The sequence below is a fragment of the Burkholderia sp. MSMB617WGS genome (genome assembly GCF_001532025.2).
Lineage (GTDB): Bacteria > Pseudomonadota > Gammaproteobacteria > Burkholderiales > Burkholderiaceae > Burkholderia > Burkholderia savannae.
On record NZ_CP013458.1, the window covers coordinates 478614 to 497701 of the forward strand.

The 19088-nt window shown below is 67.7% G+C and carries 17 protein-coding genes and 2 pseudogenes; 9 read left to right on the forward strand and 10 right to left on the reverse strand.

The annotated features are described in order from the left end of the window. Positions 1–14: 14 nt before the first annotated feature. A complete protein-coding gene (locus WT60_RS34640; protein WP_186448647.1) occupies positions 15–536 on the reverse strand; it encodes a hypothetical protein in 522 nt (173 codons plus the stop codon). Between the two features lie 125 nt (positions 537–661). On the opposite strand from WT60_RS34640, the gene WT60_RS22235 reads away from it, so the two are divergent. Beyond that, positions 662–1552, forward strand: a complete 891-nt coding sequence (locus WT60_RS22235) for a metal-dependent hydrolase (protein ID WP_038753666.1) — start codon at positions 662–664, stop codon at positions 1550–1552. Positions 1553–1624: 72 nt separating this feature from the next. On the opposite strand, the pseudogene WT60_RS35740 reads toward WT60_RS22235, so the two are convergent. After that, positions 1625–1848: pseudogene (locus tag WT60_RS35740) on the reverse strand (hypothetical protein). A 220-nt stretch (positions 1849–2068) separates the two neighbouring features. Between WT60_RS35740 and WT60_RS22250 the strand changes: the two are divergent. Next, on the forward strand, positions 2069–3631 hold the full coding sequence (locus WT60_RS22250) for an amino acid permease (RefSeq protein WP_038753663.1): 1563 nt from the start codon (positions 2069–2071) through the stop codon (positions 3629–3631). Positions 3632–3800: 169 nt separating this feature from the next. On the opposite strand, the pseudogene WT60_RS35300 reads toward WT60_RS22250, so the two are convergent. Beyond that, positions 3801–3923: pseudogene (locus WT60_RS35300) on the reverse strand (MarR family transcriptional regulator); the annotation flags it as partial. A gap of 217 nt (positions 3924–4140) precedes the next feature. Here WT60_RS35300 and WT60_RS22260 point away from each other — a divergent pair. Next, positions 4141–5070, forward strand: coding sequence for an alpha/beta hydrolase (locus tag WT60_RS22260; protein WP_060356761.1), 930 nt, complete (start codon positions 4141–4143; stop codon positions 5068–5070). 70 nt (positions 5071–5140) lie between these two features. Here the strand turns inward: WT60_RS22260 and WT60_RS22265 are convergent, their stop codons facing one another. From WT60_RS22265 to benA, 4 genes are read right to left on the reverse strand one after another with little or no spacing between them, the layout of a single operon-like run. Beyond that, positions 5141–5935 carry a 1,6-dihydroxycyclohexa-2,4-diene-1-carboxylate dehydrogenase gene (locus WT60_RS22265; RefSeq protein ID WP_060356762.1) on the reverse strand — a complete coding sequence of 265 codons (795 nt, stop codon included), beginning with the start codon at positions 5933–5935 and terminating at the stop codon, positions 5141–5143. After that, the gene (gene benC / locus WT60_RS22270; protein ID WP_059670694.1) at positions 5932–6951 is read right to left on the reverse strand and encodes a benzoate 1,2-dioxygenase electron transfer component BenC; all 1020 of its coding nucleotides are present in this window, start codon (positions 6949–6951) and stop codon (positions 5932–5934) included. Before benC ends, WT60_RS22265 begins: the two co-directional genes overlap by 4 nt. A gap of 50 nt (positions 6952–7001) precedes the next feature. Beyond that, complete coding sequence (gene benB, locus WT60_RS22275; RefSeq protein WP_038753656.1) at positions 7002–7493, reverse strand: benzoate 1,2-dioxygenase small subunit; 492 nt, start codon at positions 7491–7493, stop codon at positions 7002–7004. Continuing rightward, positions 7490–8857: a benzoate 1,2-dioxygenase large subunit gene (gene benA / locus WT60_RS22280; RefSeq protein ID WP_060356763.1), complete on the reverse strand. Its 1368-nt coding sequence runs from the start codon at positions 8855–8857 to the stop codon at positions 7490–7492. The genes benB and benA overlap by 4 nt, the downstream gene beginning before the upstream one ends. A gap of 221 nt (positions 8858–9078) precedes the next feature. On the opposite strand from benA, the gene WT60_RS22285 reads away from it, so the two are divergent. Both WT60_RS22285 and WT60_RS22290 read left to right on the forward strand, forming a co-directional pair. After that, positions 9079–9993 carry a LysR family transcriptional regulator gene (locus tag WT60_RS22285; RefSeq protein WP_038753698.1) on the forward strand — a complete coding sequence of 305 codons (915 nt, stop codon included), beginning with the start codon at positions 9079–9081 and terminating at the stop codon, positions 9991–9993. A gap of 252 nt (positions 9994–10245) precedes the next feature. Next, complete coding sequence (locus WT60_RS22290; protein WP_038753695.1) at positions 10246–10458, forward strand: DUF1059 domain-containing protein; 213 nt, start codon at positions 10246–10248, stop codon at positions 10456–10458. Between the two features lie 207 nt (positions 10459–10665). Here WT60_RS22290 and WT60_RS22295 read toward each other — a convergent pair whose 3' ends face one another. Continuing rightward, positions 10666–11103, reverse strand: coding sequence for a nuclear transport factor 2 family protein (locus WT60_RS22295; protein WP_038753692.1), 438 nt, complete (start codon positions 11101–11103; stop codon positions 10666–10668). A 143-nt stretch (positions 11104–11246) separates the two neighbouring features. On the opposite strand from WT60_RS22295, the gene WT60_RS22300 reads away from it, so the two are divergent. Beyond that, complete coding sequence (locus WT60_RS22300; protein WP_059579288.1) at positions 11247–11951, forward strand: winged helix-turn-helix domain-containing protein; 705 nt, start codon at positions 11247–11249, stop codon at positions 11949–11951. Here the strand turns inward: WT60_RS22300 and WT60_RS22305 are convergent. Then, on the reverse strand, positions 11940–12941 hold the full coding sequence (locus tag WT60_RS22305) for an NAD-dependent epimerase/dehydratase family protein (protein WP_060356766.1): 1002 nt from the start codon (positions 12939–12941) through the stop codon (positions 11940–11942). The genes WT60_RS22300 and WT60_RS22305 overlap by 12 nt on opposite strands. Positions 12942–13035: 94 nt before the next feature. Here WT60_RS22305 and WT60_RS22310 point away from each other — a divergent pair, with 94 nt between their 5' ends. Further along, positions 13036–13977 (forward strand): LysR family transcriptional regulator, encoded by a 942-nt coding sequence (locus WT60_RS22310; protein WP_060356764.1) that lies wholly within the window; start codon positions 13036–13038, stop codon positions 13975–13977. Between the two features lie 249 nt (positions 13978–14226). Here the strand turns inward: WT60_RS22310 and WT60_RS22315 are convergent, their stop codons facing one another. Further along, the gene (locus tag WT60_RS22315) at positions 14227–15279 is read right to left on the reverse strand and encodes an AraC family transcriptional regulator (protein ID WP_060356765.1); all 1053 of its coding nucleotides are present in this window, start codon (positions 15277–15279) and stop codon (positions 14227–14229) included. 135 nt (positions 15280–15414) lie between these two features. Here WT60_RS22315 and WT60_RS22320 point away from each other — a divergent pair, with 135 nt between their 5' ends. Both WT60_RS22320 and cyoA read left to right on the forward strand, forming a co-directional pair. Beyond that, positions 15415–17448, forward strand: coding sequence for an NADPH-dependent 2,4-dienoyl-CoA reductase (locus WT60_RS22320; protein WP_038753638.1), 2034 nt, complete (start codon positions 15415–15417; stop codon positions 17446–17448). A gap of 751 nt (positions 17449–18199) precedes the next feature. Next, positions 18200–19087: a ubiquinol oxidase subunit II gene (gene cyoA, locus WT60_RS22325; protein ID WP_085701548.1), complete on the forward strand. Its 888-nt coding sequence runs from the start codon at positions 18200–18202 to the stop codon at positions 19085–19087. Position 19088: the final 1 nt, after the last annotated feature.

Consider the following 19088-nt stretch of genomic DNA (forward strand, 5'->3'; position numbering starts at 1 on the left):
ATGCGTTCATTGCACTACACGCGTCGCGCGCATTGCTGACGTGGATCAATCTGCGCGGCCACGCATCGCGCGCATGCGGCGAAAAAGGGGCATGGGCCGATGCGCGCGTCGGCGCGCTGCTCGCGCATCGCCTCTTGGGCGAGCGCCGCCTGCGCCGGCATCGCGATGCGCGGCGTCGTGCTGCAACGCGGCGAATACAGTGCCGACGCGAACGGGAGAATGCCTGCGAGCGAAGAGCAGCATCTTCCGAGCCGCGAATCCGGGGCTTGGTGCGATGCAGCTTGTGCGCTGCGACGAAAGCCTTCGCGATTGCCGAAGCAAGCGGCGAACGTCGCCATGCCGCATGCGGCCGACGCGAATGCCCGGTGTGCCCGCGCGCCGTTTGAAGGAGACGCTCGGGCGTCGTCGCGAGCCGCGCAAGCCGCGCGCACGGGGGCTTGCGCACGCGGGTAAGGGAAATTCCGCAACGAAGAATGTGTTTTTTGCGTGAAGTCGTTCTTGCGCGGACTTGGATCGTCTTCTATGATGACATCCATCAATGTAACGTTGATTGATGGTTTGATGTGAGATTGCGACCACGCCCCAATTCCCAAATCGAACCATCGGGGGCGTTGCATCGAGTCGCACCGACGTCCCATGACGGGACCTGGAGACAAACACCGTGAATGCTATTGTTCGTCGCGATATTCGCTTCGCCCTGCCGCCCGACCGCATCTGCGACTGGCACACCGAAGGCGTGGGCGTGACGCATCTGTTCAACGCGCTGTCGCTGCTGTTTCCGGCGGGCGAGCGCTTCTTCATGGATTCGGTGCGCAACTATCGCGACCGGGTCGAGGAGCCGAATCTGAAGCGCGACATCGCGGGCTTCATCGGCCAGGAAGCGATGCACACGCGCGAGCACGTCGAGTTCAACGATCTGCTGCAGGCGGCGGGCATGCCCGCGCACAAGCTCGACAAGCGCCTGTGGACGGTGCTCGGCTGGTTCAAGAAAGCGCTGCCGAATTCGATGCAGCTCGCGATCACGATGGCGCTCGAGCACTACACCGCGATGTTCACGGGCCTCGTGCTCGCGAACCGCATCACCACCAGCGAAGTCGACGGCTACCGCCAGATGTGGATGTGGCACTCGATGGAGGAAACCGAGCACAAGGCGGTCGCATACGACGTGTGGCGCACCGTGATGAAGCCGAGCCTGAAGAGCTACCTGCTGCGCACGAGCATGATGATGCTCGTCACGGTCGTGTTCTGGGCGACGCTGTTCGATTTCAACACGCGCTTGCTGATCTCGCATCGCCGCCGCATCGGCAAGGGCCTCGGCATCGGCAAGCTGGTCAAGTATCTGTGGGGCCCGAAGAACGGCATCTTCGCGCTGATCGCGCGCGAATGGATCGACTACTTCCGCCCGGGCTTCCATCCGTGGGATCACGACAACAGCGTGCACCTCGAGCGTCTCGACGATCTGATCGCCGAGATCGACGCGAGCAACGCGCGCCAGGCGGCGAAGGCCGCGCCGCGCCGGGTGCCGCTGCATCCGGTGCCGCAGGCGGTGTGAGGCCGCGATCGCGATGTAACGCAGCGCTGTAAGGCAGGATAAGCAGGCAAATCAGGGAGAAGAGAAGGGCCGCTACGAGCGGCCCTTCCGTTTTTCGGGCGCCGCCGCCGCACGCGTGCGCCGTTCGCGGTGCATGGTCCGTTGTCCGCCGCGGCGTGCCGCACCGCAGCGAATACCGGGCGTTTTCGGATTCATCATATTTTTCGATGACGCGGTGCATCGGGGCGCGCCGGCTCGCGACGCGCGGCGGCGCGCCCCGATGCACCGCGTTCTGCGCGCAACCCATTGATCGGCAAAGCGTTTTGCCGGCGGTTATCTTGCGCGTCGCAGCACGCCGTGTTGCAGGCGTGCTCTGATGAATCGGGTAGAATCCGCGCTGCGCAAAAAATGCGTGTGGCGCGGCGCGCCCGGTCGGCACCGGGCGGCGCGCCGCAGATCGTCCCGGGGACGCGCCGAATCCGGCGTCCTGCCCGGCGCGGCGTCGAACCGTCGCCCGCCGCTCCTTGCCAGCCCTTTATGTCACCACACCCGAATTCCGACCGTTCAACCGCACAATCGAAACCTCCCGAGCTGCGCCGCAGCCTGAAAGCCCGTCACCTGACGATGATCGCGATCGGCGGCTCGATCGGCACGGGGCTCTTCGTCGCGTCCGGCGCGTCGATCTCGCAGGCGGGCCCCGGCGGCGCGATGCTCGCGTACCTGCTGATCGGCGTGATGGTCTACTGCCTGATGATGAGCCTGGGCGAGATGGCCGCGTTCATGCCGGTGTCCGGCTCGTTCGCGACTTACGGCGCGAAATACGTCGAAGAGGGTTTCGGTTTCGCGCTCGGCTGGAACTACTGGTACAACTGGGCGGTGACGATCGCGGTCGAGCTCGTCGCCGCGCAGCTCGTCATGCATTACTGGTTTCCCGACGTGCCGGGGGTCTGGTGGAGCGCCGCGTTCCTCGGCGTGATGTTCCTCCTCAATGTGCTGACCGTGCGCGGCTTCGGCGAGGCCGAATACTGGTTCGCGCTGATCAAGGTCGTCACCGTGCTCGCGTTCATCGGCGTCGGGCTGCTGATGATCTTCGGCATCCTGAAGGGCGGCCCGAGCAACGGCTGGAGCAACTTCACGATCGGCGACGCGCCGTTCGCGGGCGGCCTGCCCGCGATGATGGGCGTCGCGATGATCGCCGGCTTCTCGTTCCAGGGCACCGAGCTGATCGGCGTCGCCGCCGGCGAATCGGAAAACCCGCGCACGACGATCCCGCGCGCGGTGCGTCAGGTGTTCTGGCGCATCCTGCTGTTCTACGTGCTGGCGATTTTCGTGATCGGCGTGCTGGTTCCTTATACCGATCCGAGCCTGCTGAAGAGCGACGTGACCGACGTCGGCGTGAGCCCGTTCACGCTCGTGTTCCGTCATGCGGGCCTCGCGTTCGCCGCGGGCGTGATGAACGCGGTGATCCTGACCGCCGTGCTGTCGGCGGGCAACTCGGGAATGTACGCGTCGACGCGGATGCTCTACAACCTCGCGACCGAAGGCCGCGCGCCGAAGCTGTTCGCGAAGCTGTCGGCGGGCGGCGTGCCGCGCAACGCGCTGTACGCGACGACCGCGGTGGGCGCGCTGTGCTTCCTGTCGTCGCTGTACGGCGACAAGACGGTTTATCTGTGGCTCCTGAACACGTCGGGAATGACGGGCTTCATCGCGTGGCTCGGCATCGCGCTCAGCCACTATCGGTTTCGCAAGGGCTTCGTTCGGCAGGGCTTCTCGATCGATCAGCTGCCGTATCAGTCGAACCTGTATCCGTACGGCCCGATCTTCGCGTTCGCGCTGTGCATCGTGATCGCACTCGGCCAGGACTATCAGGCGTTCCTCGCGAACAAGATCGACTGGGTCGGCGTGCTCGCGACCTACGTCGGCATTCCGCTCTTCCTCGTCGTGTGGTTCGGCTACCGGCTCGTTCACAAGACGCGCTTCGTTCGCTTCGAAGAGATGGACATCGCGTCGTGGGTCGCCGAGCACGAGCGCGCGGCGGCGCGCGAAGCGCGCGAGGCGGCGGCCGTGCGCGTGCCGTCGAGCCCCGAAGCGGCTTCGTAATGCATCGCGTCGCGCGCTCGCCGCGCGACGCTCGCTGCAATGTCGACGAGCGGCCGGCCCGGCATCGGGCCGGCCGCTTTTTTTGTTCACGTTGCCCGTCGCTTTTGTTTTGATGCTCGACGGCGTGCGTGGCGCATCGCGAACGTCGCGCGAGCGAACGTGGCGCTCGCCGCTCGCCGCTCGCGGTCGGCGACATGCGGCCTTTGCGGCCGTCGTCGGAATCGGCGCGGCGCCGGATCAGGCCGCCGCCGTCGAACTCGCGCGGCAGCGCGGCGAGGTTTGACGAGCGCATTGCACACGGCCATCGCCGGTGTGGGTGCGGAGCGAGCGAGTCTCGCAATACCGAGACGACACTCTACGAATCGACTATTTGGCCGCTTTATCGTTTACCGGTTTTTCAGGGAAGACGATTCTCGCAACGGAAAGGCGTGTGGATCGAATGCGGCGCGGCTGCGCGGCAATGCGCCGCGCGCGTTCGAAGCGTTTGAATATTGCGTGCGCGCGCCGATATGGCGGCGCGCGATGCGTGCGTCGTCGTTCGAGTAACCGAGGAGCAGGCGATGCTGGCAGGGATGATGTTGATCGGATCGGCCGTGACGCTCGGCGTGTGGGCCGGCCGCAATCCGTTGGTCGTACTGAACGCGGCGGCTCGCCGCGCGACGTTTGTCGGCCGTTTCGACATCGTCTACGGTGCAGGGCCGCGCCGTTCGCTCGACGTCTATTTGCCGGCCGGACGCGGCGCGCGCACGTGCGGCGACGGCAAGCCGCTCGTCGTGTTCTTCTATGGCGGCAGCTGGCAGAGCGGCCGGCGCGGCGATTACCGGTTCGTCGGCGAGGCGCTTGCGTCGCGCGGCTGCGTCGTCGCGATTCCCGACTATCGGCTGTATCCGGGCGCGGTGTTTCCGGACTTCGTCGAAGACGCAGCCGCGGCGGTGCGCTGGGCGCGCGATCATGCGGCCGAGCTCGGCGCGGACCCGCGCCGCGTGTACGTCGCGGGTCACTCGGCGGGTGCGCAGATCGCGGCGCTGCTCGCGACCGACGGCCGCTTTCTCGATGCGCACGGTCTGGGCAAGCGCGATCTTGCGGGCGTGGTCGGGCTCGCCGGTCCGTACGATTTCCTGCCGCTCGCCGACGCGACGCTGATGCGGATCTTTCCCGAGCCCGTGCGCGACGCGAGCCAGCCGATCCGCTTCGTCGATGGCAGCGAGCCGCCGATGCTGCTCGTATCGGGCCTAAACGACGCGACGGTGAGGCCGGGCAACACGGCGCGGTTCGCTGCGCGCGTTGCCGCCGCGGGCGGCGCGGTGCAGGTCAGGCTCTATCCGCGCATCGGGCATGCGCTGCTCGTTGGCGCGCTGGGCTTGCCGATGCGGCGCTTTCTGCCGGTGCTCGACGACGTAGCGGAATTCGTGCGCGCGGCGCCGCGAGTTCGCGCATGAAATTCCGCAGCGTTAATACGCGTGCGCAAACGCACGCGTGCGCACGCACGCGTGCGCACGCACGCGGCGCTCAACCCTGATCACCGCCGCCGACGGGCAGCACCGAGCCGGTGATGTACGACGCTTCGTCCGATGCGAGAAACAGAATCGCGGCGACTTGCTCGTCGATCGTTCCGTATCGGTGCATCAGGCTCGACGACAGGGTCTGGTCGACGATCGCGCGATACCAGCGCGCGTCGTCGTCGCCTTGCGGTTCGGCGTTGCGCGGCACCTTGCGCGGCGGCGCGTCGGTGCCGCCGGCGGCGACCGCGTTCACGCGCACACCGTGCGCCGCATGCTCGAACGCGAGACTCGCGGTCAACGCGTTGACGCCGCCTTTCGCCGCCGCGTACGGCACGCGATGAATGCTGCGCGTCGCGATCGACGACACGTTGACGATCGCGCCCCGGCCGCGCTCGATCATGCCGGGCAGCACCGCGCGGCAGCACCACAGCGTCGGGAACAGCGAGCGGCGGATTTCCGCCTCGATCTGCGCGATGTCGTAGCGATCGAACGGTTTCGTCCAGATCGTACCGCCGACGTTGTTGACGAGCACGTCGATCGCGCCGAACGCGTCGACGGCCGCGCGCGCCATCGCTTCCGCGCCCGCGTACGTTTCGAGGTCGGCGACGACGGCGAGCGCGCGGCCGCCTTCGGCCGCGATTTCGGCCGCGGCGTCATGCACGAATTCCGCGCGATCGACGAGCACCGTCGTTGCGCCTTCCCGCGACGCGCGCAATGCGACGCCGCGCCCGATGCCTTGCGCGGCGCCCGTGACGACCGTTACTTTGCCGTCGAAGCGGCCGGGTGCATGTTGGCGATTCATGATCCGCTGCTCGACGAGAATCTTTCGAAGTACAGATTGGTCGGCGTGACGCCGCGCTCGCGCAGCCACGTCTGCACCGCGTCGACCATCGGCACGGGGCCGCACAGGTAGATGTCGACGTCGCCGCCGTTCAGCCACTCGGGTTCGACGTGCGCGGTCACGTAGCCCTTGCGCGGATGCGCGCTCGCATCGTCCGCGACGCAGGTCCGGTACTCGAAGCCGGCGAGGCGGCGCCCGATTTCGCCGATGCGATCGAGCGCGACGAGATCGTCGTCGCGCGTGACGCCGTAGACGAGCCGCACGGGCGGCGCGCCGTCGCGCGTCGCGCGCACGTCGAGCATCGACAGGAACGGCGCGATGCCGGTGCCGCCCGCGAGAAAAAGCGCGGGCCGCGCGGCGTCGCGCAGATAGAAGCTGCCGTGCGGCCCGGAGAACGCGATGCGCTGGCCGGGCGCGGCTTCGTCGACGAGATAGCGGCTCATCCGTCCGCCCGGCACGTTGCGCACCAGAAACGACACGCGCGCGTCGCCCGGTTGCGAGCTGAACGAGTACGAGCGCGTCGCGCCCGCGCCGGGAATCTCGACGTTCACGTACTGGCCCGCGAGAAACGCGAGCTTCGCGGGCTCGTCGACGTCGATCGAAAAGCGGATCGTCGATGCCGATAGCCGCTCGATCGACGCGAGCGTGCCCTCGTGGCGCACGGCGCTCGTCTTGCATGCGGCCGACGACGCGGGCACGTCGATCACGCAATCGGCGCGCGGGCGCGTCTGGCACGCGAGCACGTAACGCCGGGCGGCGTCGTCGGCCGTGAGCGCGTCTTCGATGTAGCTCGATTCGGGCAGGTCGTAGTCGCCCGATTCGCAGCGGCAGCGGCAGGTGCCGCACGCGCCGTCGCGGCAATCGAGCGGGAGGTTGACCTGCTGGCGATACGCGGCGTCGGCGAGCGTTTCGCCGTCGCGGCACGTGATGAAGCGGGTGACGCCGTCTTCGAACTGGAGAGCGATGCGGTGTTCCATGATGCGTTCCTCGGGCGCGACGCGGCGAGCGGCGTGCGGCGCGCGGCCGGCTAGATGTGATAGATGTCGATCAGCTGGTTGATGTAGTCGTTCTTCAGGATGACGTACTTGCTGACGATCTTCGGTGCGTCGCCTGAGAAGTCGATCGCGTAGCGCGACGTTCCGAAGTAGCTCGACACCGTCTTGTAGCGATAGCTGAGCGTGTGCCAGTTGAATCTCACGATGTGCACGTCGCCCTCGATGCTTTCGCGCTCGACGTTCGCGACGTTGTGGCTCGTGCGCGTATCGGGCATCGTCGCGCTCGAGCGCTCGGTCTTGATGCGGAACACGCGATCCTCGAGCCCCTGCCGGTTCGGATAGTAGATCAGTGAGATCTCGCGCTGCGGATCGGTGACGAGCTCGTCCGAGTCGTCCCACGACGGCATCCAGAACACGACCTCCGGGTGATAGCAGTCGAGCCACGCGTCCCATGCCTTGTCGTCGAGCAGCCGGCATTCGCGGTAGAGGAACGCGCGGATGTCCGCGATGTCGATCGTCTTCATGCGCGGCTCCTTTCGGCGGCGAGCGCCTGCTTCATCGTCGAGATCCAGTAGCGGTGCTGGACCGTGTACAGCCCTTCGTCCTCGGTCTTCACGCCGCTCAGCAGCGGACGGATGCCGATCTTGCGCGCGGCTTCGTCGGGGCCTTCGATCCAGTGCGCGGCGCCGCGGCACATGTCGTTCCATTCGACCGCGCGGCCTGCATAGCCTTGCTGGCACGCGCGGAATTCCTCGAGATCGTCGGGCGTCGCCATCCCGCTCGCGTTGAAGAAATCCTCGTACTGGCGGATGCGGCGCGCGCGCGCGTCGGGCGCTTCGCCCTTCGGCGCGATGCAGTAGATCGTGACCTCGGTGCGATTGACGGCGAGCGGCCGCAGCACGCGAATCTGCGAGCCGAACTGGTCCATCAGATAGACGTTCGGGTACAGGCACAGATTGCGCGAGTTCCGGATCATCCAGTCGGCGATGTCGCCGCCGCAGCGCGCGGCGAATTCGTCGCGGCGATCGAAGTTCGGCCTGTCCTCCGGGTTCGCCCAGCGAGTCCACAGCAGCATGTGGCCGTGATCGAACGCGTAGAAGCCGCCGCCCTGGCGGCCCCATTTGCCCGCGTCCATCGCGCGGATCGCGTCTTCGTGCTGCGCATCCGTCTTGCGGTGATTGACGGTCGCTGCGTAATTCCAGTGCACGGCCGACACGTGATAGCCGTCCGCGCCGTTCTCGGCGGTGAGCTTCCAGTTGCCTTCGTACGTGTACGTCGACGCGCCGCGCAGCACTTCGAGGCCGTCCGCCGACTGGTCGGCGATCATGTCGACGATGCGCGCGGCGTCGCCGAGATACGCGGCGAGCGGCTCGACGTCCGGATTCAGGCTGCCGAACAGGAAGCCGCGGTAGTTCTCGAAGCGCGCGATCTTCTTCAGATCGTGCGAGCCGTCGCGATTGAAGCAGTCCGGATAGCCGGCTCCTTCGGGGTCCTTCACTTTGAGCAGCTTGCCGCTGTTGCTGAACGTCCAGCCGTGGAACGGGCACGTGTAGCTCGCGCGATTGCCGCGCTTGTGCCGGCACAGCATCGCACCGCGATGCGTGCACGCGTTGACGAACGCGTTCAGCTCGCCCTGGCGGTTGCGCGCGATCACGATCGGCTGGCGGCCGATGGTGGTCGTGTAATAGTCGTTCGCGTTCGGGATCTGGCTCTCGTGCGCGAGATAGATCCAGTTGCCTTCGAAGATGTGCTTCATCTCCAGCTCGAACAGCATCTCGTCGGTGAACGCGCTGCGGTGCAGGCGGTAGTCGCCGTGCGCCTTGTCCTCGACGAGGAAGTCGTCGATGCGTCGCAGCGTCGGGTGACGATCCGGGTAGATCGGGATCATGGGGGGCGTCTCCTGATGGGCTCTGTTCGTGGCCGGCGTGCGTCCGGACGAGCGGTCCGTCGCTGCGCCGCAATGCGCGTCGTGCGGAAAACCCGGATGAACCTGCGATGCTTCGCAGGTATAGTGCTTGACGACAACGCGGTCAGATTGAGGATAGTTGCCGGCAAAACGGTGCGTCCAACACCGATTGAGTATCGGATCGATATCCACGAGGTATGAAGATGGAACTGCGGCACTTGCGCTACTTCGTCGCGGTCGCGGAGGAGCAGAATTTCACGCGCGCGGCCGAGCGCCTGCACATCGCGCAGCCGCCGCTGAGCCGGCAGATCCAGCAGCTCGAGGACGCGCTCGGCGTGATGCTGTTCGAGCGGCACGCCCGGCCGCTGAAGATGACCGATGCGGGGCGTTTCTTCTATTCGCACGCGGTGCAACTGCTCGCGCAGACGGCCGAGCTCGAATCGATGACGAAGCGCATCGGCAAGATCGAGCGCGCGCTGTCGGTCGGCTATGTCGGCTCGACGCTGTATGGGATGCTGCCGAGAATCATCCGCCGCTTTCGCGACGAATACGGCGAGGTCGAGCTGAGCCTGCACGAGATGTCGACGATGGATCAGATCAAGGCGCTGAAGGAGGGGAGGATCGACGTCGGCTTCGGCCGCATTCGCCACGAAGACCCGAGCGTGCGGCGCATCGTGTTGCGCGAGGAGCGGATGATCGTCGCGCTGCCGCTCGGGCATCCGCTCGAAGCGGCGAAGCCGGTGCTGTCGCTGCACGATCTCGTCAACGAGACGCTGATCATCTTTCCGAAGACGCCGCGGCCGAGCTACGCGGACCAGGTGCTCGCCGCGTTTCACGATCGCGCGCTGAAGCCGCGCCGGATCTACGAGACGCGCGAGCTGCAGATCGCGCTCGGGCTCGTCGCGGCGGGCGAGGGCGTATCGGTCGTGCCGCACAGCGTGTACGGGCTCAAGCGCGACGACGTCGGCTACAAGGAGCTCGACGATTCGAATCTCGTGTCGCCGATCATCATGAGCACGCGGATGCTCGACGAATCGGAGGACATCCGCGCGATGCTCGAACTGATCTATCGCTTGTACGACGAATTCCAGATGGATTACCTGCCGCCGCACGAATGACGCGGCGCGGTTGCGTCATGCGTTGCGAGCGCGCGCGAGGAGCGGGCCGTCGGGACGGCGGCGAATGCCGCGAGGGCGCGCGGTGCGCCGCGCGTTCGCGTTCTTCATCGGTTAGCCTAACGAACCGTTTCGCCGTGACCTAGAATCCAACCATCACTTCGTTCGATGCGCGTCATCGTCGTTTCCGAAGCGATTGCCCCGGGGGAAGATCGATCGTCAGGTTGGCTTCAGATCACATGCGAGGAGGGCGTCATGGCTCGCAAATACATCGATTGCCGGGAGTTTCCGAGCGAAATGCACTGCACCGTCGCGCTGTCCGCCGATTCGGATGACGAATTGATGGAGGCCGCCGTGCAGCACGCGGTCACGGTTCATCGTCATACCGATTCGCCGGAATTGCGCGCGCAGCTGAAGACGCTTTTTCACGACGGCACGCCGCCCGTCGACGCGCCGCGTCAAGCGTAGCGCCGACGGAACGGCCGATGCGTGTCGGTGTTGCATCGGCCGGCGGGTGCGTGTGTCGAGCCCGCCCGGGCCGCGCGCTCCAATCCGCCGCCGTGCCGGTGAGCCGGCGGCGGATGCGCGCTTGCGCCCGGACGCGGCGGCACGTACCGCACGGCCGCGCGGCGTGCGGTCCTTTTTCGTCTTTTTCTCTTGCCGAAGCTTGCCGCGTCACGCGGCCGATTCGGCGCGCTTCATCGCCGCGACGAGCGCGTTGAATCCGGCCCAGCCCCAGTAGACCCGGTGGCGCGCGATGCGCCCGCCGGCGACGTCGATCGATTCGATCAGGTCGATCTGATCGCCTTGCGGCGTTTCGCGGGGATATTCCCAGATCAATTGCCGGCCGTTCGTGAAGAACGTATCGGTGCGGTGCCAGCGTGCAAGCTCGTTCGGCAGTTGCCGGAATCCCGCTTCGAAGAACGCGCGGATCGCCGCGCTGCCCTGAAGCACTCCGTCGGGGCGCTCGCGCAGCACGGCGACGATCAGCGGCGTCTCGAGTATCGCGTCGGGCGCGTAGAGCGCCATCAGCGCGTCGAGGTCGCGGCGCACGACGGCGTCGTGCCATGCGGCGTGGATGTGTCGGATCTCTGCAGGCGTCGTGTCGGTCATTTCGGGCTCCTTGGCGAAGGCGGCGACGGGAAGGTTCGTCAAGCGTAGCCGCGCCGGCGCGCCGGATGTTTCGACGCGCATCGAAGCGTCGGCGGCCGGGCGGTGCTATCTTCGTCGACACCGCTCGATTCGACGGATCTCCCATGGAAGCTCAAGCGAACATCGTCACATCCGCGTTCCTGATCGCCGACCCGGCGCGTCTCGCGATTCTCGTGAGCCTTCTGGACGGCCGCGCGCGGCCGGCGGGCGAGCTTGCGCGCGTGGCCGGCGTGAGCCCGCAGACGGCGAGCTCGCACCTGCGCAAGCTCGTGGACGGCGAGTTGCTCGCCGTCGAATCGGAAGGGCGGCATCGCTACTATCGGTTGTCGAGCCCGCAGGTCGCGTTCGCGCTCGAAAGTCTCGCCGCGATCGAGACGCGGCGTCCGCTGCCGCCGCGTCCGCGCGCGGGCATGCGGCGTCTGCAATTCGCGCGCTGCTGCTACGACCATCTCGCGGGGCGCGTGGGCGTCGCGATGACGCAGCGGATGCAGGCGCTCGGCCTGCTCGCAGCCGCGCCGGACAAGCGCTTCGACGTCACGCCGTCGGGGCGCGCGTGGTTTTCCGAACTGGGCGTGGAGGTCGACGGCTTGACGGCGGGCCGGCGAGGCGTCGCGACCCAATGCCTCGATTCGACCGAGCGGCAGCATCATCTGGCGGGCCCGCTCGGCGCGCAGCTCATGCGCTGCCTGTGCGAGCGCGGATGGCTGCGGCGCGTCGCGGCGTCACGCGAGATACAGGTCACGCCGCGCGGCTGGACGGGCTTGCGAGAGCGGCTCGGGATCGACGCGGCCGCATTGTCAGCGCGATGACGGCGCAATGCGCGGTGCGCGGCCGCTCAGGCAGCCGAGCGCATCGAGCGTCGTTTCCACCGCCGCGTCGAGCGGCGTGTGCGGCTCGCGTCCGAGCGCGGCGACGAGCTTCGCGTTGTCCATGCGCAGCGCTTCGCGCCACAGATAGCGCATCTCGCGCATTTCGCGGCAGGTCGTGACGAACGGCGACGCGAGCGTCACGAGCCACCACGGAAACGCAGCGATGCGCGGCTCGACGCCCGTTCGCCGCGCGACGACGCGGCGGATCGCCGCGCTCATTTGCGCGCCGTCGGCGTCCCAATGGCCGGCCATGTGGAAGCGCGAGAATGCGCCGAGCGTGTCGCGGCGCGCGAGCAATTCGACCATCGTGCGCGCGACGTCGGGCAGATACGCCCACTGATGGCCGACGCCCGTGCGGCCGGGCGAGCGTACGGTCCGCACGGGCCGCCCGGATTTCGCGAGAGCTTGGGAAAACCAGTTGTTGCGCGCACCGGGGCCGAAGAAGTCGCCGGCCCGAACGATCAGAACGCGCGCGCCCGCATCCGCGGCGTCGTGCAAGCGCCGTTCCATCTCGACGCGGATTGCGCCCTTGCGGGTCAGCGGGCGCTGCGGCGAATCCTCGTGCAGCAGGTGGCCGGCGTCGGGCCCGAAGTTGTAGACGGTGCCGGGCAGCACGATCGTCGCGCGTTCGCGCGCTGCGGCCGCGATCGTGCTGTCGAGCATCGGCAGCACCAATTCGTTCCAGCGGCGATAGCCGGGCGGATTGACCGCGTGCACGATCACCGCGCAGCCGCGCGCGGCATCGGCGACGTCGCGCGGATTCAATGCGTCGCCGAGCCGCCAGTCGATGTCCGCCGCGCCGCCATTCGCCGCCGGCGACGAGCGCGCGAGCGCCCGCACGCGCCAGCCCGCGTCGCGCAGCGCTCGCGCCATTTCTCCACCGATTCCGCCCGCCGCGCCCACCACGAGCGCCGTGTCGAGAGTCGCCATCGCTTGCTCCTGAACGTGATCCACAGGCGCATTCTGCGCCGCGCGCGGATCGATTAACATTACCGAATCTCGTCTAACGGCTATACATTTTCGTATGGGCTCGGAAATTGGCTGGGAGCTGTATCGTTCGTTCCTCGGCGTGCTGCGCGAGGGTTCGCTGTCGGGCGCGGCGCGCGTGCTCGGCCTCACGCAGCCGACCGTCGGCCGGCATGTGGCCGCGCTCGAGGCGGCGCTCGGCGTGCCGCTTTTCACGCGATCGTCGACCGGGCTGATGCCGACCGACGTGGCGCTCGCGCTGCGCGCGGACGCCGAGGCGATGGAAAGCACGGCCGATGCGCTCGCGCGCACGGCAACGAGCTTCGGCAAGGACGTGCGCGGCGTCGTGCGGATCTCGGCGAGCGACGTGATCGGCGTCGAGGTGCTGCCGCCGATCGTCGCGCGCTTGCAGCAGCGGCATCCGGCGCTGAAGATCGAGCTCGCGCTGACGAGCCGCATTCAGGATCTGCTGCGCCGCGAGGCCGACGTCGCGGTGCGAATGACGCGCCCCGAACAGACGCAGCTGATCGCGCGGCGCATCGGCGACATCGAGCTCGGCCTGCATGCGCATCGCGACTATCTCGCGCGGCGCGGCACGCCGCGCAATGTGGACGAACTGGTTCGCCATGCGCTGATCGGCTACGACCGCCCGACGGCGTTCATCCGGCAGATGGCCGCGAAGTCGTTCCCGGGGCTCGACCGCGGCGCGTTCACGCTGCGCACCGACAGCGATCTCGCGCACCTCGCGCTGATTCGCGGCGGCGCGGGCATCGGCATTTGCCAGGCAGCGCTCGCGAGGCGCGATCCCGCGCTCGTGCGCGTGCTGCCGAAGGCGTTTGCCGGACGGCTCGATATGTGGGTCACGATGCACGAGGATTTGCGCGGCAGTCCGCGCTGCCGGGCGGCGTTCGACGCGCTGGTCGAGGGGCTCGACGCGTATGCGAACGAGCCGCGCGCGCCGGTTGCCGAGCGACGGCGCGCGTCGCCCGCTCGCTCGTGAGGCGTCCGCAGCTCGCGCTCGCGAAGCGTCGCGGGTCGGACGGCGATCGGGCAGCAAGCGGTTGGTGAGCGGTTGGCAAGCGGCGGGCAAGCGGCGGGCGAGCGGATTCGCGTCCGCGGGCCGGGCGTTCCCGCCCGCCGTCGCGCGCGTTGCACGCATGCACACGTGTTGCGCTCGCGTGGCGCGCATCGGCAATAGCTTGCGCTCGCGCCGGTGCGAATCGCGGCGCGATTGCGCGCCGCGCGCCGTCTATCGCTCGGCGTCGTCGCCCGCTTCCCGATACGCGCTCGGCGTGAGCCCCGTCCACTTGCGGAACGCGCGCGTGAAGTTCGCCGGGTCGGAGAATTGCAGCCGCTCGGCGATCGTCTTCAGATCGAGATCGGATGCGCGCAGCAGCCGGCGCGCGTCGCGCAGCCGCGCCTCGTCGACGAGCGCGCGGTAGCCGGAACCTGCATCGAGCAGGCGCCGCCTCAGCGTGCGCGTCGACATCAGGAGGTGCCGCGCGAGCGCGTCGGGCTCGGGATAGCCTTGCGCCGCCAGCGCGAGTTCCGCGCGCACGCGCGCGACCAGATCGCCTTCTTCGTGGCGCACGTCCGCATATTCGCGTTCGACCTGCGCGAGCGCCTGCTGATGCGCGACTTCGTCCGCCATCGGCAGCGGCCAGTCGAGCGCATCGCGCGACACCCACAGCGCGTTCGACGCGCAATCGAAGCGCACGGGCGGCAGCCGGTCGCGATAGCGCGCGTAATAGCCGGGCTGCGGCCACGCGAATTGCAGCTCGATCGGCGGCGCGGCGCGCCCCGTCACCGTGCCGACGTTCTGCGCGATCCCGGTGAGCACGATCTCGAACATCGCGTGATGCTGGAGCACGGGGCTCGCCTGCACGCCGTGCAGCGAAAGCGTCGCGCCGTCGTCGCGCTCCGCGTAGTGCAGCCGGTATTGCCGGTTGCGCATCCGGAAATAGCGCGCGTTGACGAGCAGCGACGCGCGCAGGTCCGCGGCCGTCAGCGCCGCGTAGCCGAGAAAGCCGTGCACCGACATCCGCAGCCGCAGCCCGAGCTCGAAGCCGATCCCCTCGTCGCCGCTCAGCCGGATCGCGTTCAGCACGAGCCGCCCCCATTGCGAAGGCGCGACGCGCGCGTCCGGTTCGCCGAGCACGTCGTCGCGCAGGCCGGTGCCCGCGCGGGCGTCGCGCGCGTCGATGCCGCGCTCCTCGAACACCTTCAGCAGATGCCGCAGGTACGCGACCGGAATCGTCGGCTGGCGCAGGCCCAGGTGGTCTTTCGTCGTTCGTCGCGTCATCGTGTCGTGAACTGGACGAGTGTGGCCAAAATTGGCCACGAATGACAAGCATTATGGCTATTTGCCCCCTCACGGACAAGCGGTGCGTGCGCCTACGATGTAACGATCCCGATCAATCCGTTCCCGCGATACCCGATGACGACTCCGTTCCCACACCTGCTCGCCCCGCTCGATCTCGGCTTCACGACGCTGCGCAACCGCGTGCTGATGGGGTCGATGCACACGGGCCTCGAAGACAGCCGCAAGACGCTGCCGCGCCTCGCCGACTATTTTGCCGAACGCGCGCGCGGCGGCGTCGGCCTGATCGTCACGGGCGGCTTCGCGCCGAACGTCGCGGGCTGGACGAAGCCGTTCGGCGGCACGCTGTCGACGGGCGCCGCGGCGCGCCGCCATCGCGTGATTCCGGACGCGGTGCATGCGGAAGGCGGCAAGATCGCGCTGCAGATCCTGCATACCGGCCGCTACGGCTATCACCCGTTCGCGGTCGCGCCGACGCGGCTCAAGTCGCCGATCTCGCCGTTCACGCCGCACGAGCTGACGGCGCGCGGCATCGAGCGGCAGATTCGCGCGTTCGTGCGCTGCGCGCAGCTCGCGCGCGAAGCGGGCTACGACGGCGTCGAGATCATGGGCTCCGAAGGCTATCTGATCAACCAGTTCATCTCGCTGCACACGAACAAGCGCACCGACGAATGGGGCGGCTCGTACGCGAACCGGATGCGGCTGCCGGTCGAGATCGTCGAGCGCACGCGGGAGGCGGTCGGCCGCGATTTCATCATCGTCTATCGGCTGTCGATGCTCGATCTGATTCCGGACGGCAGTGATTGGAGCGAAGTCGTGACGCTCGCGAAGGCGGTCGAGCGCGCGGGCGCGACGCTCATCAACACCGGCATCGGCTGGCACGAGGCGCGCGTGCCGACGATCGCGACGTCGGTGCCGCGCGGCGCGTTCGCGTGGGTCACGAAGAAGATGAAGGGCGAGGTCGGCATTCCGCTCGTGACGACGAACCGGATCAATCGGCCGGAAGTCGCCGAGCAGATTCTCGCGGACGGCTGTGCGGACATGGTGTCGATGGCGCGGCCGTTCCTCGCCGACGCCGAGTTCGTGAAGAAGGCGGCCGAGGGGCGCGCCGACGAGATCAACACGTGCATCGGCTGCAATCAGGCATGCCTCGATCACGCGTTCAAGAATCGGATCGCATCGTGCCTGCTGAATCCGCGCGCGTGCCACGAAACGGAGCTGAACTATGCGCGCGCGGCGAACGTGAAGCGCATCGCGGTGATCGGCGCGGGGCCCGCCGGTCTCGCGTGCGCGACGGTGCTCGCGCAGCGCGGGCATCGCGTCGAGCTGTTCGACGCGGCGGCCGAGATCGGCGGCCAGTTCAACATGGCCAAGCGCATTCCGGGCAAGGAGGAGTTTCACGAGGCGCTGCGTTACTTCGCACGCCAGATCGAGCTGACGGGCGTGCAGCTGCGTCTGAGCCGCCGCGTCGACGCGGCCGAGCTGATCGCGGCCGGCTACGACGACGTCGTGCTCGCCACGGGCGTCGCGCCGCGCAATCCGCGCATTCCGGGCCAGGATCATCCGAAGGTGCTGACCTACATCGACGTGCTCGCGCGCAACAAGCCGGTCGGCGAGCGCGTCGCGGTGGTCGGCGCGGGCGGGATCGGCTTCGACGTGTCGGAGTTTCTCGTTCAGGACGGCGAATCGCCGGCGCTCGATCTCGACGCATGGAAAGCGGAGTGGGGCGTGACCGATCCCGCGCTCGCGCGCGGCGGCGTGACGCTCGGCGAGATCGCGCCGCCCGCGCGCCGCGTCACCCTGCTGCAGCGAAAGGCGACGGGGCTCGGCAAGGGGCTCGGCAAGACGACCGGCTGGATTCATCGCGCGACGCTGAAGATGAAGCAGGTCGAGATGATCGGCGGCGTCAACTACGAGCTGATCGACGACAAGGGGCTGCACGTGACGTTCGGCAAGGAGCGTCTCGATCCGACCGTGATCGAGGCCGATACGATCGTGCTGTGCGCGGGGCAGGAGCCCGAGCGCGCGCTGTACGAGCCGCTGAAGGCGGCGGGCGTGCCGGTGCATCTGATCGGCGGCGCGGAGCGGGCGGCCGAGCTCGATGCGAAGCGCGCGATCGACCAGGGCGCGAGGCTCGCCGCACGGCTTTGAGCGCGGTGCGGCGGGCGGCGTGCGCCGGCGCGATCGTCGCGTGTTTGGGCGGGTCTAAACGTGCGTTCGCGCAAGTCGGAGCATGTCCGCGCATGTTTGCGCACGTCGGCGCACGTCGGCGCATGTCGGTGCATTTCGGAGACCGATCGCCGGGATTCGCATGCATCGGCATGCATTTGAGGCGGCACGGGATGCTTCGCCGGCCCGGTGTCCGCGCGCAGCGCCGCCGCGTTCATCGAAGCGAATGACGCGACGGCGGCGGATCACGATTGCCGGCTTCGCTTTCCGTCATGTCGACAATTCCGACGCCGCGGCGCATTCGAATGCGATGCACGATCGACGGCGTGTTGAAGCGAAGCGGGCGTAGCGAAACGTGCGGCCGTCGCGCGCGCCGCGTACAATCGGCGTCGCCGCGCCCGAGCGGCGGCGGCTGATCGCCCGCACGTCGAGCACCTCGCGCGCGCGTTGTCAATCGCGTGTCCGGCCGCTGCGACGGCCATTCCGTCTCCGGCGGCCTTCTTCTCGCGCGTATACGCGCACGCACGCGCACATGCGCAACTCATCTTCCCACCGCATCGAAACAGGCGCCGCCAACGCTGTGACATCGTGTCGCACTGTCATTTTCGGCAAAGATGATTTGTCTCATTGACTGATTTTCATCTCGCTCGCCGGCCGTATGATGCGAGCGCTTCCGCGAACCGGTCGTCCGACGGTTTCGATCGGAGTGCGATACATCTTGCTGGCGAATGTGATGAATAGAAAGGCTTTGAGAAGCTTGTCGTGGTTCGGGGCGATCGGTGCGCTCGCCTCGCTGTCCGGGTGCGGGCTCGACGTGCTCGATCCGAAGGGCGCGATCGGCGCCGCGGAGAAGGCGTTGATCGCCACGTCGACGTGGGCGATGCTGATCGTCGTCGTGCCGGTGATCCTCCTCACGCTGCTCTTCGCGTGGCGCTACCGCGCGTCGAACCGCAACGCGACCTACTCGCCGAAGTGGGCGCATTCCACCGCGATCGAGATCGTGATCTGGACGGTGCCGTCGCTGATCATCCTGTTCCTCGGCATCCTCACGTGGAAGACCACGCACGAGCTCGATCCGTATCGGCCGATCCAATCGTCGGTGAAGCCGATCGACGTCGAGGTCGTCGCGCTCGACTGGAAGTGGCTCTTCGTCTATCCGGATCTCGGCATTGCTTCGGTGAACCAACTGGCGGTGCCTGTCGGCACGCCGATCAATTTCCGGATCACGTCCGATTCGGTGATGAACTCGTTCTTCATTCCGCAGCTCGGCACGCAGGTCTACGCGATGGCCGGCATGCAGACGCGCCTGCACCTGATCGCCGACGAGCCGGGCGACTTCGCCGGCATCTCCGCGAACTACAGCGGCCGCGGCTTCTCCGACATGAAGTTCCGCACGCTCGCGACGTCGCGCGACGCGTTCGACGCGTGGGTCGCGAAGGTGCGCGCGTCGGCCGACCGGCTCGACATGAGCGCGTACGGCCAGCTCGCGCAGCCGAGCGAGAAGCAGCCCGTGCGCTACTACTCGACGATCGACCCTCGGCTCTTTCACAACATCATCGCGAAGTACAACAACGGCCACGTCCTCGATCTGACGGACGCCGCCTGTCGGACGAAGGGGTAAC

Excerpts from the sequence above, each read along its gene's own strand:
- cyoA (WP_085701548.1), top strand. The coding sequence starts at position 18,200 with ATGAATAGAAAGGCTTTGAGAAGCTTGTCGTGGTTCGGGGCGATCGGT.
- benC (WP_059670694.1), bottom strand. The coding sequence starts at position 6,951 with ATGGAACACCGCATCGCTCTCCAGTTCGAAGACGGCGTCACCCGCTTC.
- WT60_RS22285 (WP_038753698.1), top strand. The coding sequence starts at position 9,079 with ATGGAACTGCGGCACTTGCGCTACTTCGTCGCGGTCGCGGAGGAGCAG.
- WT60_RS22300 (WP_059579288.1), top strand. The coding sequence starts at position 11,247 with ATGGAAGCTCAAGCGAACATCGTCACATCCGCGTTCCTGATCGCCGAC.
- WT60_RS22305 (WP_060356766.1), bottom strand. The coding sequence starts at position 12,941 with ATGGCGACTCTCGACACGGCGCTCGTGGTGGGCGCGGCGGGCGGAATC.
- WT60_RS22295 (WP_038753692.1), bottom strand. The coding sequence starts at position 11,103 with ATGACCGACACGACGCCTGCAGAGATCCGACACATCCACGCCGCATGG.
- WT60_RS34640 (WP_186448647.1), bottom strand. The coding sequence starts at position 536 with ATGGATGTCATCATAGAAGACGATCCAAGTCCGCGCAAGAACGACTTC.
- WT60_RS22250 (WP_038753663.1), top strand. The coding sequence starts at position 2,069 with ATGTCACCACACCCGAATTCCGACCGTTCAACCGCACAATCGAAACCT.
- WT60_RS22320 (WP_038753638.1), top strand. The coding sequence starts at position 15,415 with ATGACGACTCCGTTCCCACACCTGCTCGCCCCGCTCGATCTCGGCTTC.
- WT60_RS22315 (WP_060356765.1), bottom strand. The coding sequence starts at position 15,279 with ATGACGCGACGAACGACGAAAGACCACCTGGGCCTGCGCCAGCCGACG.
- WT60_RS22260 (WP_060356761.1), top strand. The coding sequence starts at position 4,141 with ATGGCGGCGCGCGATGCGTGCGTCGTCGTTCGAGTAACCGAGGAGCAG.
- WT60_RS22310 (WP_060356764.1), top strand. The coding sequence starts at position 13,036 with ATGGGCTCGGAAATTGGCTGGGAGCTGTATCGTTCGTTCCTCGGCGTG.
- benA (WP_060356763.1), bottom strand. The coding sequence starts at position 8,857 with ATGATCCCGATCTACCCGGATCGTCACCCGACGCTGCGACGCATCGAC.
- WT60_RS22265 (WP_060356762.1), bottom strand. The coding sequence starts at position 5,935 with ATGAATCGCCAACATGCACCCGGCCGCTTCGACGGCAAAGTAACGGTC.
- WT60_RS22290 (WP_038753695.1), top strand. The coding sequence starts at position 10,246 with ATGGCTCGCAAATACATCGATTGCCGGGAGTTTCCGAGCGAAATGCAC.
- benB (WP_038753656.1), bottom strand. The coding sequence starts at position 7,493 with ATGAAGACGATCGACATCGCGGACATCCGCGCGTTCCTCTACCGCGAA.